Raw genomic sequence first — 14,137 nt, 5'->3', positions numbered from 1 at the left:
GGTTTCCGGGATGGAAATTCAGCGTGTCAACTCATTGCCCGACATATCTGGCCTGATTGTTGAAAGTAAAACAGAAGGTTTTCGCTTTGTTCAGCGTTTACAACAGGGCTTCGATGATGGCTCTAACCGGTTTGATCAGCAAGGAGAATTTCTGTTTGCGGTATACCATTACAACTCGGTAATTGCCATCGGTGGAATCAATCGTATGATTTACGAGAAAAAACCTGTTGGGCGTTTACGTCGCTTCTACGTTGCCAGAGAACATCGCAATTGTGGTACAGGCTCCTTGCTCTTAAATCATATTGAGAGTCATGCCTTCCACTATTTTGACATGCTGGTCTTGTATACCGACACCACTTCGGCAGCCTTATTCTATGAAAAAAACGATTATATCAGAGCTGATATGGACAATATCAGCCATGTTAAATACAGAAAATACAGAGCTGCGAAAGAGATATAGTAGAAAAAGCACACAGAAAAAGAAACCAGAAGTGCAGTAAACCTGCACTTCTGGCGAAGAGAATTAACTCAGTTTTCTCCATTTGATTCTGAACAGAATGACATAGAAGACAGGCACGGCTACCAGGGTCAGGATGGTAGCAAAACCCAGACCAAATGAAATAACCACAGCCATGCCTTCGAAGAAGGCGTCAAACAACAGAGGCACCATGCCAAGAATGGTTGTTACTGCAGCCATACATACAGGGCGAACACGGCTTACAGCAGAATGGAAAACCGCTTCATAGGCTTCTTTCCCCTGAGATAACTCAAGATTGATCTGATCCAGCAGAACAATGCCATTCTTAACGATCATACCGGACAGGCTCAAAAAGCCCAGTAATGCCATAAAGCCAAACGCAGCGTTCATTACCAGTAATCCGGTTGATACACCAATCAGAGCCAGCGGCACACACAGCCAGATAACAAAAGATGCACGGAACGAGCTGAACAACAATACCGTAATGATAAACATAAACAGATAGCCCATAGGCAATGAACTGAAGATATTCAGCTGTGCATCCCGAGAGCTTTCAAACTCGCCTCCCCACTCCAGTTCATAACCTGTCGGCAGCTCAATCGCTTCAACCAGAGGACGAATGCGCTTAAATACCGCATCTGTGGTTTCATTACCGGTAATCAGAGGATCACCCATGACTGTAATTGAACGCTTTCGATTGCGTCGCTCAATAATGGGGTCTTCCCAGACCAGATCAAACCCGGAAACCAGTGTGCTCAAAGGTACGTAGCTCTGGGTAATCTGGCTGTATACCTGAAGATCACGCACTCGCTCAATAGATAGACGCTCCTCCTCCGGTGGCTGCATCACAATCGGAATCTGTTTCGCTCCCTCACGGTAAATACCAATCGGTGTACCAGAGAAGTTCATCTGCAGTACCTGATCGATATCACGTTTAGTGATGCCCAGACGACGGGCATGGACTTCATCAAACTGAGGCCGCAGGACTTTTACTCGCTGACGCCAGTTGTCTTTAATGCCTTCAATACCACCATCATTGGCATAAATCTCTTTTGCCTGAGCAGAGAGTTTTCTCAGCACTTCAGGATCTGGTCCGATAAAACGTGCTTCAATTTTTGACCCCGTCGAAGGGCCAAGCATCAGGCGCTCCAGTTTATAATCCAGATCGCTGTGATTGGCTTCCAGATAAGTATGGAACTTCTCAATCAGTTGTGGAATATCCTCACCATTGTTCGCACGAACGACAATCTGGCTATAACTGTTTGACGGCGGTGCAATGTTATAAGTCAGCATAAAACGCATCATGGCTTCGCCTGTGGTTGATGCAGCGTATAACACCCGGTCATCTTGCAGAATATAGCTCTGTACATCCACAACCCGCTCATGAGTCTCTTCAATATGGCTGCCTTCTGGCGTTTCCATCGTGATAAAGAACAAGGGTGTCGTTGATGGCGGAAAGAAAGCCTGCTTCACAAACTGGAAAGCGTAACCAGAACCAACCAGACAGCCTACCAGCAGAATAACCGTTAACCAGCGGAACCTCAGTGCACCACTGAGCAACCATTTGTAGACGGTGAATAATCCCCCCTGGTAAGGATCAACCTCCGCTTCAGCATCATCACCCTCTTTTTTCGCCCGAATCTCTTCTTTAAAGAACAGATCACAAAAGAATGGTGTTAATGAGATCGCCGTCAGCCAGCTCAGGAACAGAGAAATTAACAGGACCTGGAAAAGAGAGCCAACAAACTCACCAACAGAATCCGGTGACAAACCAATCGGAGCAAAAGCCACAATGGCGATAATAGTCGCGCCTAATAATGGCCACTTAGTCTGTTTAACAACACTCTCTGCAGCTTCAAGCTTACTCATGCCTCGCTTCAGGCCTATCAGCACCCCTTCCGTTACAACAATGGCATTATCGACCAGCATCCCCAGGGCGATAATCAGCCCTCCCAGGGAGATACGCTGCAGGTTAATCCCCGTATATTGCATGACGATAAAGGTTCCCATAATCGTCAGCAGCAGAATCAGACCAATAAGAACACCGGAGCGCAGCCCCATAAAGATCAGCAATACAATGATGACAATCCCAACAGCCTCTGCCAGATTCAGCAGAAATGCGTTAACAGATTTGTCCACTTCGTGAGACTGGAAATAAATGGGATTCAGTTCAATACCATGAGGTTGCTGGTAGCGTAGATCTTCAATACGTTGTTCAAGGTTTTTACCAATCTCAACAACATTAACACCACTGGCAAAGGAAACACCCAATAGCAGAGCAGTCTGATTATTAAAGTCAACTTTATGACTGGCAGGATCACGATAGCCCCGGCGAACTTCTGCGACATCGCTCAGGTAAATGGTTTTACCGTCCGGGCTGGGCAGCAACAGATTCTCCAGCTCACTGATATCCTTAAACTCACCCGTTGGATGAATACGAATATACTCTGAACCCACTTTTACCCGGCCAGCACTGGTGACAGTGTTCTGACTGCCCAGTAACTGAGCCAGCTGAGTGGTGGTAATACCCAGAGATGCCAGCTTCGTCCGTGATATCTCCACGTAGATCTGCTCTTTCTGTTCACCGGCAATAGCAACCTTGCTGACACCTGGCACCAGAACCAGCTCCCGTTTCAGAAAATCTACATAGGATTTCAGGTCGTTATAAAGATAACCTTCACCGGTAACCGCCAGAAAGACACCGTACACATCACCAAAGTCATCAATAACCATAGGTGCAGTGGAACCATCAGGCAAATCAGCCTGCAGATCACGCATTTTTTTGCGTAATTCATCCCAGATCTGATTCAGCTCTTTACCTTTGTACTTGTCCTGAACCGTTAACTGAATCCGGGAAAATCCACTTTTGGAGCTGGATACCAGTTTATCGACATAGGGCAGATTCTGGATCGCTTCCTCAATGGGATAGGTGATCTCCTCTTCTACCTGTTCCGGCGTAGCTCCCGGATACCAGGTCATAATCAGAGCATCTTTAATGGTAAATTCGGGGTCTTCCAATTGCCCCAGTTTAGTAAACGCAATCATACCGCCCAGCAGCAATATCAGCGTCACCATCCAGCTGGAGGTTCTGTTTTTTATGAAGTAGCGTGCAATATTCACTTACAACCCCCTTTCCTTAACCCAGGGACGAACCTCCAGTCCGTCGCGCAATGCCTGAACACCGGCGATGACAATCTGCTCGCCTTGTGACAAACCTGAAGTGACCTGGATTTTGTCGCCTTCCAGCTCACCCACTGTCACAATGCGTTTATTCAGGCGTTTGCTATCCGGGTTATAAACCCATACCTGACGATCAGGATTATCCAGAGACTGGCTTTCGTTAACAAAAACGGCTTCTACCGGAACCAGCCAGTAACTTTTATCACCTAGCAGCTCATTAATATCGATCTGAACCTCTGCGGTCATACCCGGTAACAGGGTAATATCGTTTTCATCCGGGCGGTTCATGGTCAGTTTAACGTCATAACCACGAGTAGATGGATCAGGGTTGGTGCTGTGTTCTTTATAACGGGCGCTGAAATCTCTTCCCGGCGCACTGGAGATCAGCACTTTAGGCTGGTAGCTTGCATCTCCTTTCTGAATTCTGACCACCAGATCTTCCGGAATCTGGAAGCTGACATCAATATCACTGGCATTTTCCAGTTTCATGATAGGGGCTGTTGCGTTCACAAACTCATAGTTATCGACATACACTTTTGCAATGACACCATCAAATGGCGCAAAGATCTGGCTGTATTCCAGCTGATTCTTCGCTTGCTCCAGAGCCGTTCTGGCCTGCTTCAGATTAGTGTTGACTTCATCCAGCTGAGACTGAGTTGCGGCTTTCTGACGGACCATCTCACGGATACGACGTTGCTGCAGTTGTGCCAGATCGTAAGCGGTCTGACGCTGACTGACATTCAGTTTCAGGTCTTTTTCATCCAGAGCTGCCAGTAAATCACCTTTTTTAACCACCTGCCCTTCTGCAACCGGCAAGGATTTAAGTTCACCGGATACCCGAAACGCCAGATCCGTTTCTTCACTGGCAATCAACTCTGCCGGAAAATAGCGTACTGACACACTCTGATCGCCAATTTCAGCCAGTTTAACCGGTCTTATGACTTCGGCTTTTGGCGCATTTTTTTCTTCCTGCTGGCAACCGGCCAGCAGGAAACCTGCAACCAGAATTCCGCACAAAGCCAGTCTCTGTATCTTGCGGGGCATAGTAATTCCTCGGAATGGCATTAATTCTTTTACATAAGGTGCAGTAAATCGCTGAATACTCTTTTCTGATCACCAGATAATGACTGCAAAATGCAGACTGTGATGGTACAGAAACACTCTTTTCAGCTAATTAGCACAATATCAGACAGCAACACTGTTACGAATATAGGTCAGAACTCACTGAAAAACCTGATAATAATGGCTTTTAATGTAGATTCAAACAAGTGATTGAATAAGTCTGTGGGAGCAAATAATATGTGGCGCAGGTATGGTGGGAAAGCTTAATTATTCATCAAATTAATTAATTTGATCAGATACTTTCGCACCCGCCCGGAACACACTTATCCGGGCGGGAAGTACATAAGGTGGCGGAGTATAAAATCGTGACAATTCACTGAACAAATACAAACACAAGCTGCTTTGTTAAGCCTTTTCAGATAACTGAATAGCAAAGTGCTTCCGATCAGCGGAATATATAGATTAACGCTGAGTTAATCAGCTCTCTTCCAATTGTGTGCTGGTCATAATGACTTTCAGTGCCTGTGCATGTTCAGCCGCCGTATGACCAAGAGAAGTCAGGTAGCCGCCGTCGGGCTGAGTTATAAGCCCTTTTGCATGTAAACGTTGTGTTGCTGCAATCATTTCAGGTGCAGCAGTTGAGTGTACTTTAATGCCCTCTTGCAGGCTTTCCAGATTAAATTGAATCAGAACATCGATTTCGTGGTACTGCTCTTCCGTAAAACGCATAGATAGATTCCTCGTTATTGTTTTTCTATCTGACCCCAACACTCTAGCAGCTTTTTTCGGCTCCGTCTTTGCTATGACGCATTTTCAAAACATTTTTATGTTATTGAGTTTTATAGCCTTTTAGCAGATGTGACAGTAATGCCCGAATATTCCTGTGCGTGGGAAGCTGATAACAGGCCTGGATATAAGCCTTAGATGCTTTCCAGTATCCGCCTTCTGAGGCTTGCCAGCATTCTGCCTGGGCCAGTTTCAGTCGTGCTCTGGCAGCAGGATAACAGGAGGGATTCAGCGCGGTCATAGCTTCCCGGAAACGCTCCAGAATCAGTTCGAAGCTCTCCAGACGGCGCTCTGCATTTCTTGAGATAGAATTACTGCGCACCAGATAACCCATCAAAGGCTGATTAATAGCTACAAAATTACCGAGGTGATGCAGTTTCAGCCAAAGATCCCAGTCACTGGCAGACTGCAAATGTTCATCGAATCCCCCGACCCGTTCTACTGCCGTTTTATTCACCAGTACGGTCGATGTACCTATCACGTTTTCTGCATAAATAACCGTTTTAAGCGCACCGTTCAGATTCAGCATATTAATCTCAGGTTTAAGCAAAGCATCGAACCCCGGCCAGAACCTGAAGCAGCGCCCCAGATCGCTCCCAGCTTCTGAAAAATGGTCATAGTCGGTAAAGCTCAGCACCACATCCGGATCGCATTGATGAATCTCCAGTTGTTGTTTCAGCTTATTGCTGTACCAGTAATCATCGGCATCCAGAAAGGCCAGCCATTGGCCTCTTGCCTGTGCGATTGCCAGGTTTCTGGCTGCTGAAACGCCTTTATGCTCGCCTTTAATAACCCGAATCCGTGTGTCTTTATTCTGTAAAGCTTCCAGCCACTGGGCAGAACCATCGGTGGACTGATCATCAATAATCAATAACTCCAGATCAACATTCTGCATGAGCACACTGTGAACCGCTTTTGGCAGATACTCCAGGCAATTGTAGGTTGGCATAATCACACTGACATCAACTGACTTAGTCATGGTCTTATCTCCCCTTCGGAAAAACTCTGGCATTACACTTGCAAAACCTCTGTTAAGCGAATCAGACACTGGCATTTTGCAAATTGGGATCTCAGAAAAAATGATCTGGTTTATATAAAGCAGCAGATGTGCCAGTTCTTTGAAATCTGTTTAGACAGCCCACCGTTCAGAGGTGATGATCATGCAACGTATTGCTTATCTGATGACCAGTTTTCCTGTTCTGTCCGAAACCTTTATTGGTAATGAAATCAGGGCGATGCAGGCTAAAGGCCACTTTATACTACCTTGTAGTTTTGAGAGAGCTTCTGGTAAGGCCCAGCCAGCAGATCTGATGCTGGCGGATCAGCTTAAATTACTGATCGATGTACCGGTTGCCAAAGTGCTCTGGCAGCTCAGTGCCAGTCCTAAACGCTTGCAATCTGCAATGCAGTTTATCAATCAGCAAAAATCACTGCCTGCTCGCTCTTTACTCTGGTACGGCGCACGGATGGCAGCTCTGGTTGAACAGCATGGTTGTCAGCATATTCATGCCCACTTTGGTCTGGCCAGTGCGGCGACAGCAATTGTGGCGGCGAAACTGGCGGGTGTAACCGTCTCTTTCACTTGTCATGGTTTTGATGTCTATCGCAGCCCGGCGGATCTGGCAGTAAAAATGAAGCATGCTGATTTTACCGTTGCAGTTTGCAACGAGATGCAAAATATACTGCGACAGCAGGCACCCGAAGCCAATATCAGAATGATTCGCTGTGGTGTCGACGAACAGCAATTTACCAGTGATGAATTCAACCCTTTTAACCAGAAACGTCTGTTATATCTGGGACGCCTGTCTGAAACGAAAGGCATTGATGTACTCTTGCATGCTCTGGCAAATATTCCGGTACGAGAACGTCCGGTGCTGGATATTGTGGGTGATGGTCCGCTGTATCTGCCTCTGTTGAAAAAAATGATCCGGCTTGATCTGATGGGCTATGTTCACTTTCTCGGCCCGAGAAGCTCTACCTGGTTATACAACAATCACAACCGATATACCGCCATGTGCTGCCCTTATGTGATCACGGACCAGGGTGTAAGAGACACCGGCCCCCTGGTGCTGAAAGAAGCGATGGCATTGCGTTTACCTTTGATCACAACAGACCTGCCCGCCTGCCAGGAAATGTTGTGCGATAGCTCTGGGAAAATGCAGCCTCTGGGCTATATGGTGCCGATGCAGGATAAAATGTCGCTGGCCGGAGCAATACGCCTGTTACTGAAGCAGTCTCCCCAGACTCTGCGCATCATGGGAAAAAATGGCCGGGCTCATTATCTGCAACACTTCACCACCGCAAAACAAGCTGAAGCACTGTCTGTAGCCATTGAATCATGCCAGAAGGAGGTGCGTCATGCGGTACTCCAGGAATGAATTACTATCAGTCAGTATAAGAACCCCATCTCTGCTATTTTCACGTTTATCATCAGCGGTAAAACAGCAGCTTTGTTATGCCGTGGGTATTATCGGCATGAAACTGATCGGTTTTATGCTATTGCCCTGGATCACTACGGTACTGGGTGTAACAGAATACGCCCGACTGGAAAGCCTGATGGCACTGATTAATGGTGCCATCGTGATCACAGGCTTTGGTCTGGTGAATAATCTGTATCGACTGACGGGACAGGCCAATGATTCGAAGGGTGAGCAAGCAAAAGCAGCGGATGTGTTTGGTTCCGCCATTTTTATCACCCTATTTACAGTCGTACTGCTTATTGCACTGATGCCAGTGCTGTTACCCTGGCTGAACCAGTTCTGGGCTATCAGTTCAACCGAATACTCGCTGATTGTTGTGCTGATCAGTGCCGAAAGCACTCTGGCCGTCCCTCTGGCCTGGCTGAGAATTAAAGAACAAGCCGGGCAGTTTCTGGTTATTACACTGGGCAGAACCCTGCTCTACGCCATGCTAACCATCAGCTTTTTACAGCTGGATATGGGATTAACCGGCTTGCTACTGGCATCGGTCATCGCGGTCAGTTACCAGATTGTGCATCTGTTCTGGCTACAGTTCCGGGATACCGGATTTAATATTCGGTATCCAGCTATCAAACAGCAGATTCGCTATGGCTTACCTTTTATTATCAGCGGATTAGCGATGTATGCCACACAAGGGCTGGATATTATCCTGTTATCTCAATATATCCCTGCCGTTGAACTGGCAGCTTATGCACTGGCGATCAAATTCTTTCTGATTGCAGCTCTGCTAAGCCAGCCCTTTCAGCTCTGGTGGTATTCCAGACGTATTCCGATACTTAACTCAGAGAATGGCACACAAAAGGCAGCAGATGGTGCGGTGGCCGGGGCAATTCTTGCGGCGGCACTGGGGCTGATAGTGGCCGTTACCGCGCCGGTGCTGACACTGATGCTTTTTGCCTCTGAATTTGCAATTTCACTGCAATACCTGCCCTGGCTGATTATCGCAGGCATACTCAAACAATGGGGCGCTTTGCTTAACCTGGGCTGCTTTACCACCGAACGCAGCGAAATCCAGATGGGTATTGAATTAGCTACAGGCACACTCTGCCTGATCGCCTTCCCACTGGTGATCCCAGAGTACGGTGTGCAAGGAGCGTTATACTGCCTGACTGTCAGCCAGCTACTGCGTTTTATCGCTTATTACCTGATCAGCCAGAAAATGACAGCTCTGCCCTATCGTCATACCTCACTGCTGTTGCCCTCAATGATATGTATCATGCTGATTTTACTGCCAATTATATTTCCAACCCTTTACTACAATACTTATCTGCTGGTGCTTTATATCTCAATCAGCACAGCAATAGCAGCAGGCATTATCTGGAAATACATATTGAACAATGCCCAGGGCCTGCTGCAAAAAATCTGATCGAAGCAACACATAAGTGCCTGCACAAAAATTTTTCGATACTGATACCTTTTGCCTCTCTGTCCACAGACCGGGGAAGCAAGAGATATCTATGTTGATGGATTTAAAAAGGCAATAACATCAACTGATTAACAAGGAGGTTCTCGTCATCTGCTGCACAGCACTCTGGTTATAACAATGCCATTAAATTCCTGAATTGCGACTGGCATATCGATTGCTTAAATACATTTATAGCTCTTCTCTCTTTATTTATGGGAGTACAGATTATGAAAAAATTAATCGCGCTGGTATTTGTGTTCAGTATATTTTTTTATGAACAAGCCCACTCTGGTAGCGTGCCTGCTGCAGTCTGCGGAAATGGGGAGGCTACAGGAAATACTCACTGTATTACAGGTGGAAGTATATCATCCATACCTATGCCAGGCTTTTCTTCAGGAGTAATTAGTTTAACCCTGATAGTGTTATCAGGCGTTATCGCCTGGAAAATAAATAAAAAAGAATAACCAACCAGGGGATGACACTATGAATAACGGAAGCCATATTCTCCCGAGAACAGCATCATTTACACTATACTTTTTTCTGATATTGATAACGATAGCCAATGGCTTTGCTTACCAGGTAACCACATGGATTAACACTGGTTATGAATGGGAACCGCCAATTACTCTGGCTTTTACCATAGCGGCTATCTTCATAGGGTTGAAAAAGGAAAAGTTTTTAATAATACATTATTCAGTATTGTTCGCATGGACAGCAACATTACTCATCCCTAGCAGCACCATGAGCTGGCTCGGACTTCTTTTTGTCGAACTAGCACTTATTATTTTTTATAACAAAAGAGACATCCATATTATTATTGCTATTTTCGCATTATCAGAAATATGTCGTGCAGCGATATTTAAAATGGTCTCTCACCCTATACTTAATTTTGAAAGCTGGATTGTTACACTTTTTATAAGACTTGTAGAGAAAGATGCATCGGTTTCTGGCAACATAATTGATATATCAGAGGGATATTCACTATCTTTAAGCTCAGGATGCTCTGCATTACTCAATTTCTCACCGATTATTCTGGCATGGATATCCAGTTACTATATTGCCAACCACAGGCTGCCTGCAGTTTCTATAGCCTTATTATTTTTTTTAACATTTTTCTTATTAAATACAGTTCGCATAATGATAATGGCAATAGACCCTGCATGGTACTCCATTATTCATAATGGTTATGGTGCCCAGATTTTTAGCGTCACAATATTATTGATTATTCTGTCACCAATTCTAGTGAGGATAAGAAAATGAAAACTCTAACTATAGGGGCACTGTTAACCTTATCTATCATCTCTTTGTCAGCAAAGTATTTAAGATACACACATCCTGTGCCAGATGAAAAAATTGTCACAGCAAAAATCGAATCCAGGCTAAATAATATGGGCTGGCACCTGGAGTATACGCTGGCGATGAATACCAATATGACCAGTAAGCTTATGATTCTGAAAAAAGAGCATTGCTCTGGATATCTTTATCTGAACATATCAGGCAGCGATGCCAGTAATGTAAGCATCTTCAAAAACTATCTTGGACTAAGTAAGATTGATTTCATATTATCAGATCAATCTCTGGACGACTATGTTTACATGAGCTTCTACATGACCAATGTATATAATAAATTTAAAAGCTTATTTTTCAGCGAGTCAGCATACTACTCCCCTCTACTTTTAACTCATAATTCCAGCGACCAGAAAAATTGCAGCCTTATATCTAATCTGAATTATTACAATGAGACTCTGGATTTGTCGGCATCAGATATAATCTGATTGTTAATAACATATTGAAAACCGGCACGATTTAATTTTAACCCTGTCTCAATTTAAGCAATGGCATACATATTGCTGAAACCTACTTTTCTTTCACACTCAGTCCTTAATTCCAGTAATAAATTGCATTCTGGAAATTGCGATAGATAAGCCCGAAAAAACTCAGTGATATGCAGGAGGACAGCATTATGGAACTCAGCCTGGTTAATAAACTGAAGTTACCTGCACTGGTCTGCCTGCTATTCAGTGCGGCGTGGTGGTTTGCCCCTCACCCGCTGCTGATCGTACCGCTCGCTCTGCTTCCTCTGGCGGGCTGGGTGGCGGTTAACAGTACCATCTGGATCTGTCTGGGTTTTATCATTTTCTCTTTCTTCAGAATTCATGAGGCATTCCCGGTACTTTATCCGCTTAAAATCCCTCAATTGCTGGCTCTTGGCGCTCTGGCAGTCACAGCATGGCATCTGGCGATTACCCATAATATCCGTATTTTCTGGAATAGCCATTTCACCGGCTTTGCGATCTTCTTTGTGCTGGTCAGCATCGGCCTGATGTTCGCCAGTAACCGTGGCGAAGCGATTGCCGCCTGGACAGGCAACTTTGTAAAAATCGGCATTATGACCCTGATTGTTGCCTGGCTGCCAAAATGCAAACGGGATTTTGCGATATGCAACTGGAGTATCCTGATTGCCGGAATCCTGATTGCACTGGTCGCGCTGAGTAACAAAGCCAACGGCATCGGTCTGGTGGAAGGCACACGAGTGACAATCAGCCGGGATATCGGTTCTATGCTGGGCGACCCTAACGACCTGTCGCTGGTGCTACTCTTCCCTACCAGTTTCTCTCTGGCGCTGTTTTTTGCGCCTTACGCCGGTAAATTCTCACGCTTTCTCGCACTGGCGGGTTATCTGATTATTGTCTCTGCGATTATTGCGACACAAAGCCGTGGCGGATTACTGGGCATTCTTGCCGTAACCGGCGTCTTTGCCTGGCAAAAAGTAGAAAATAAAGCCTTACTGATTACAGCAGGCGGAGCTGGCGCAGCTTTACTGTTGGTGCTGGCGGGTATCTCAGACCGATCATCTGGCGGAGCGGCTGAAGATGGTATCGACGCCTCGGCGATGGGGCGAATATACGCCTGGCAGGCGGCCTGGAATATGGCCATCAGTAACCCGTTAAGTGGTGTCGGGCTGAATAACTTTTACTATAACTATTTCTTCTACAGCCCCCACTGGGATGGTAAAAACCACGCAGTACACAGCACCTGGCTGGGCGTACTGGCAGAAACCGGCTTTATTGGCTTTATTGCCTTTACAACGATGGTGGTTCGCTTACTGCGTAATAATATTCAGCAGGTGAAAAGAGTAAATCAGATCATTGCTGAAGCAGCGGCCAGATGTCTGGATAATACCGCTCAATCAGGCCCACAAAACCAGCAACAATCGAATAACCGGGGTAAAATCACTCAGGCCCTGCCCTCTGCGATGGTCGCGAGTGCTCAGGCAACACTCGCCGGAGTCGTTGGCTTTATGGTCTCGGGCACCTTTCTGACACAGGGCTTTACCTGGCCCATCTATATACTGTTTGCATTAAGTATGGCGGTAACCCATAAACTGGCCCCGATGCTGGAAGAATGGGATAACGATAATCATCAAAGTAATGTGTAATACAGGCTGGTATTTACAAGGTAAGCTGATCAAGAGGACTTGTTGTACCGGCATAATGCTGACCAACAACATGAGTATAAATCTGAGTTGTACTGACATCCTTATGGCCCAACAGCTCCTGAACAGTTCGGATATCCCTGCCATTTTGCAGCAGATGAGTAGCCAAAGAATGTCGGAAAGTATGGCAGTTAACCCGCTTGTGCAAAATGCCTGCTTCCCGTGTCGCTTTTCTCAGCACCTTACGCGGCACAGACTCATGTAAATGATGGCGACAGCGTTTATGAGAAAAAGGATGAATACACAAGCCAGTAGAGGGAAAAATAAACATCCAGGCTGGTTCACGAAAAGCATTCGGGTATTTCCGATCCAGCGCATAAGGTAAAGACGGCCCTGTGCCCTCCAGATTATCCTGCTGCTGAAGGTCAACAGCTTGTTCAATCAGTGTTCTCAAATCAGGAAATAATGACGATGAAAGCAAAGTTTGTCTGTCTTTATGCCCTTTACTGTCATGAACCGTCAGACAACTACGAGAAAAATCAATATCCTTTACTCTCAGTCTGAGACATTCTGAGATACGAAGGCCACTACCATACAGAATTGAAAAAATAACACGATACTTTCCCTCAAGCTGGTGCAGAATTGCCTGAACTTCACCCGGAGACAGTACGCAAGGTAAGCTTTTCTGCCTGGTTGCATGCTGAAAACCAAGATCACCTAAAGGCTGTTGCAAAATCTGGTTATACAAAAAAGCCAGAGCATTCAATGCTGTTTTCTGAGTATTAATAGCCACATTTCCATGATTAGCCAGATGAGATAAAAAGGATTTAACCTCTTTCGCTCCCATCGCTGCCGGATGCTGCTTGTTATGGAAGAAAATGTATCGCTTGATCCAATGGATATATGTTTTTTCTGTTCTCAGGCTATATCCCCTTAGCCTGATTTCCGAGCGTACCATTTCAAGAAATGGGCTTCGTGCCATAATCGCATACTCCTTCATGCAGAAACTGATTAAATATACAGTATATTGATCACAGGCTATATAATTTTGCTCGGATAATCTATAGCGATGCGCGGTTTATCGGTGTATTCTTTTTCAATATTTAAGTAAATCAACATGTTGCAGCTTGCATGAAAAGCAAAGCGAGTGCGCGTTGATTGGAAATAACACGCATGCTCGGTTTTCAGGGATGAGAAAACAAAGATATTCTATTTTTCCCTTCCTGAACAATCAGTTATGGCATTTCTCGGTAAAGTCAAAATCCGGGGAAAACGCGCATGCGTGATATTAAAATGTTGAACTAAGCCGC

At 45.5% G+C, this 14,137-nt stretch carries 12 protein-coding genes; 7 read left to right on the top strand and 5 right to left on the bottom strand.

Annotation, left to right across the window (positions count from 1 at the left end; genetic code table 11):
* The first annotated feature begins 10 nt into the window (after positions 1–10).
* On the top strand, positions 11–460 hold the full coding sequence (locus H4O21_RS21030) for a GNAT family N-acetyltransferase (RefSeq protein ID WP_182810869.1): 450 nt from the start codon (positions 11–13) through the stop codon (positions 458–460).
* Positions 461–523: 63 nt separating this feature from the next.
* Here the strand turns inward: H4O21_RS21030 and H4O21_RS21025 are convergent, their stop codons facing one another.
* From H4O21_RS21025 to H4O21_RS21010, 4 genes are all read right to left on the bottom strand, one after another.
* Entirely contained in the window at positions 524–3,598 is a 3,075-nt protein-coding gene (locus H4O21_RS21025) for an efflux RND transporter permease subunit (RefSeq protein WP_182810868.1), read from the bottom strand.
* Positions 3,599–4,702 (bottom strand): efflux RND transporter periplasmic adaptor subunit, encoded by a 1,104-nt coding sequence (locus tag H4O21_RS21020; RefSeq protein ID WP_182810867.1) that lies wholly within the window; start codon positions 4,700–4,702, stop codon positions 3,599–3,601.
* A gap of 495 nt (positions 4,703–5,197) precedes the next feature.
* Complete coding sequence (locus tag H4O21_RS21015; protein ID WP_182810866.1) at positions 5,198–5,449, bottom strand: TIGR02647 family protein; 252 nt, start codon at positions 5,447–5,449, stop codon at positions 5,198–5,200.
* 100 nt (positions 5,450–5,549) lie between these two features.
* Positions 5,550–6,485: a glycosyltransferase family 2 protein gene (locus H4O21_RS21010; protein ID WP_182810865.1), complete on the bottom strand. Its 936-nt coding sequence runs from the start codon at positions 6,483–6,485 to the stop codon at positions 5,550–5,552.
* 181 nt (positions 6,486–6,666) lie between these two features.
* Here H4O21_RS21010 and H4O21_RS21005 point away from each other — a divergent pair, with 181 nt between their 5' ends.
* The 6 genes from H4O21_RS21005 to H4O21_RS20980 all read left to right on the top strand — a co-directional run bounded on the left by H4O21_RS21005 (position 6,667) and on the right by H4O21_RS20980 (position 12,830).
* Complete coding sequence (locus H4O21_RS21005) at positions 6,667–7,884, top strand: glycosyltransferase family 4 protein (RefSeq protein ID WP_182810864.1); 1,218 nt, start codon at positions 6,667–6,669, stop codon at positions 7,882–7,884.
* Complete coding sequence (locus H4O21_RS21000; RefSeq protein ID WP_182810863.1) at positions 7,865–9,352, top strand: lipopolysaccharide biosynthesis protein; 1,488 nt, start codon at positions 7,865–7,867, stop codon at positions 9,350–9,352. The genes H4O21_RS21005 and H4O21_RS21000 overlap by 20 nt, the downstream gene beginning before the upstream one ends.
* A gap of 266 nt (positions 9,353–9,618) precedes the next feature.
* Positions 9,619–9,855, top strand: a complete 237-nt coding sequence (locus H4O21_RS20995; RefSeq protein WP_182810862.1) for a hypothetical protein — start codon at positions 9,619–9,621, stop codon at positions 9,853–9,855.
* Positions 9,856–9,874: 19 nt separating this feature from the next.
* Positions 9,875–10,651: a hypothetical protein gene (locus tag H4O21_RS20990; protein WP_182810861.1), complete on the top strand. Its 777-nt coding sequence runs from the start codon at positions 9,875–9,877 to the stop codon at positions 10,649–10,651.
* Positions 10,648–11,166, top strand: a complete 519-nt coding sequence (locus H4O21_RS20985; protein ID WP_182810860.1) for a hypothetical protein — start codon at positions 10,648–10,650, stop codon at positions 11,164–11,166. Before H4O21_RS20990 ends, H4O21_RS20985 begins: the two co-directional genes overlap by 4 nt.
* Before the next feature lie 188 nt (positions 11,167–11,354).
* The gene (locus H4O21_RS20980; RefSeq protein WP_182810859.1) at positions 11,355–12,830 is read left to right on the top strand and encodes an O-antigen ligase family protein; all 1,476 of its coding nucleotides are present in this window, start codon (positions 11,355–11,357) and stop codon (positions 12,828–12,830) included.
* A 13-nt stretch (positions 12,831–12,843) separates the two neighbouring features.
* Here the strand turns inward: H4O21_RS20980 and H4O21_RS20975 are convergent, their stop codons facing one another.
* Positions 12,844–13,809: an integron integrase gene (locus H4O21_RS20975; protein ID WP_182810858.1), complete on the bottom strand. Its 966-nt coding sequence runs from the start codon at positions 13,807–13,809 to the stop codon at positions 12,844–12,846.
* Positions 13,810–14,137: the final 328 nt, after the last annotated feature.

Source organism: Oceanospirillum sediminis (assembly GCF_014164585.1).
GTDB lineage: Bacteria > Pseudomonadota > Gammaproteobacteria > Pseudomonadales > Halomonadaceae > Oceanospirillum > Oceanospirillum sediminis.
This window is presented reverse-complemented; position numbering and strand designations above follow the sequence as displayed.

Bases quoted from the DNA above. Each gene is read 5' to 3' on its own strand.
- H4O21_RS21030 (WP_182810869.1), top strand. From the start codon at position 11: ATGGAAATTCAGCGTGTCAACTCATTGCCCGACATATCTGGCCTGATT.
- H4O21_RS21020 (WP_182810867.1), bottom strand. From the start codon at position 4,702: ATGCCCCGCAAGATACAGAGACTGGCTTTGTGCGGAATTCTGGTTGCA.
- H4O21_RS21015 (WP_182810866.1), bottom strand. From the start codon at position 5,449: ATGCGTTTTACGGAAGAGCAGTACCACGAAATCGATGTTCTGATTCAA.
- H4O21_RS21010 (WP_182810865.1), bottom strand. From the start codon at position 6,485: ATGACTAAGTCAGTTGATGTCAGTGTGATTATGCCAACCTACAATTGC.
- H4O21_RS21005 (WP_182810864.1), top strand. From the start codon at position 6,667: ATGCAACGTATTGCTTATCTGATGACCAGTTTTCCTGTTCTGTCCGAA.
- H4O21_RS21000 (WP_182810863.1), top strand. From the start codon at position 7,865: ATGCGGTACTCCAGGAATGAATTACTATCAGTCAGTATAAGAACCCCA.
- H4O21_RS20995 (WP_182810862.1), top strand. From the start codon at position 9,619: ATGAAAAAATTAATCGCGCTGGTATTTGTGTTCAGTATATTTTTTTAT.
- H4O21_RS20990 (WP_182810861.1), top strand. From the start codon at position 9,875: ATGAATAACGGAAGCCATATTCTCCCGAGAACAGCATCATTTACACTA.
- H4O21_RS20985 (WP_182810860.1), top strand. From the start codon at position 10,648: ATGAAAACTCTAACTATAGGGGCACTGTTAACCTTATCTATCATCTCT.
- H4O21_RS20980 (WP_182810859.1), top strand. From the start codon at position 11,355: ATGGAACTCAGCCTGGTTAATAAACTGAAGTTACCTGCACTGGTCTGC.
- H4O21_RS20975 (WP_182810858.1), bottom strand. From the start codon at position 13,809: ATGGCACGAAGCCCATTTCTTGAAATGGTACGCTCGGAAATCAGGCTA.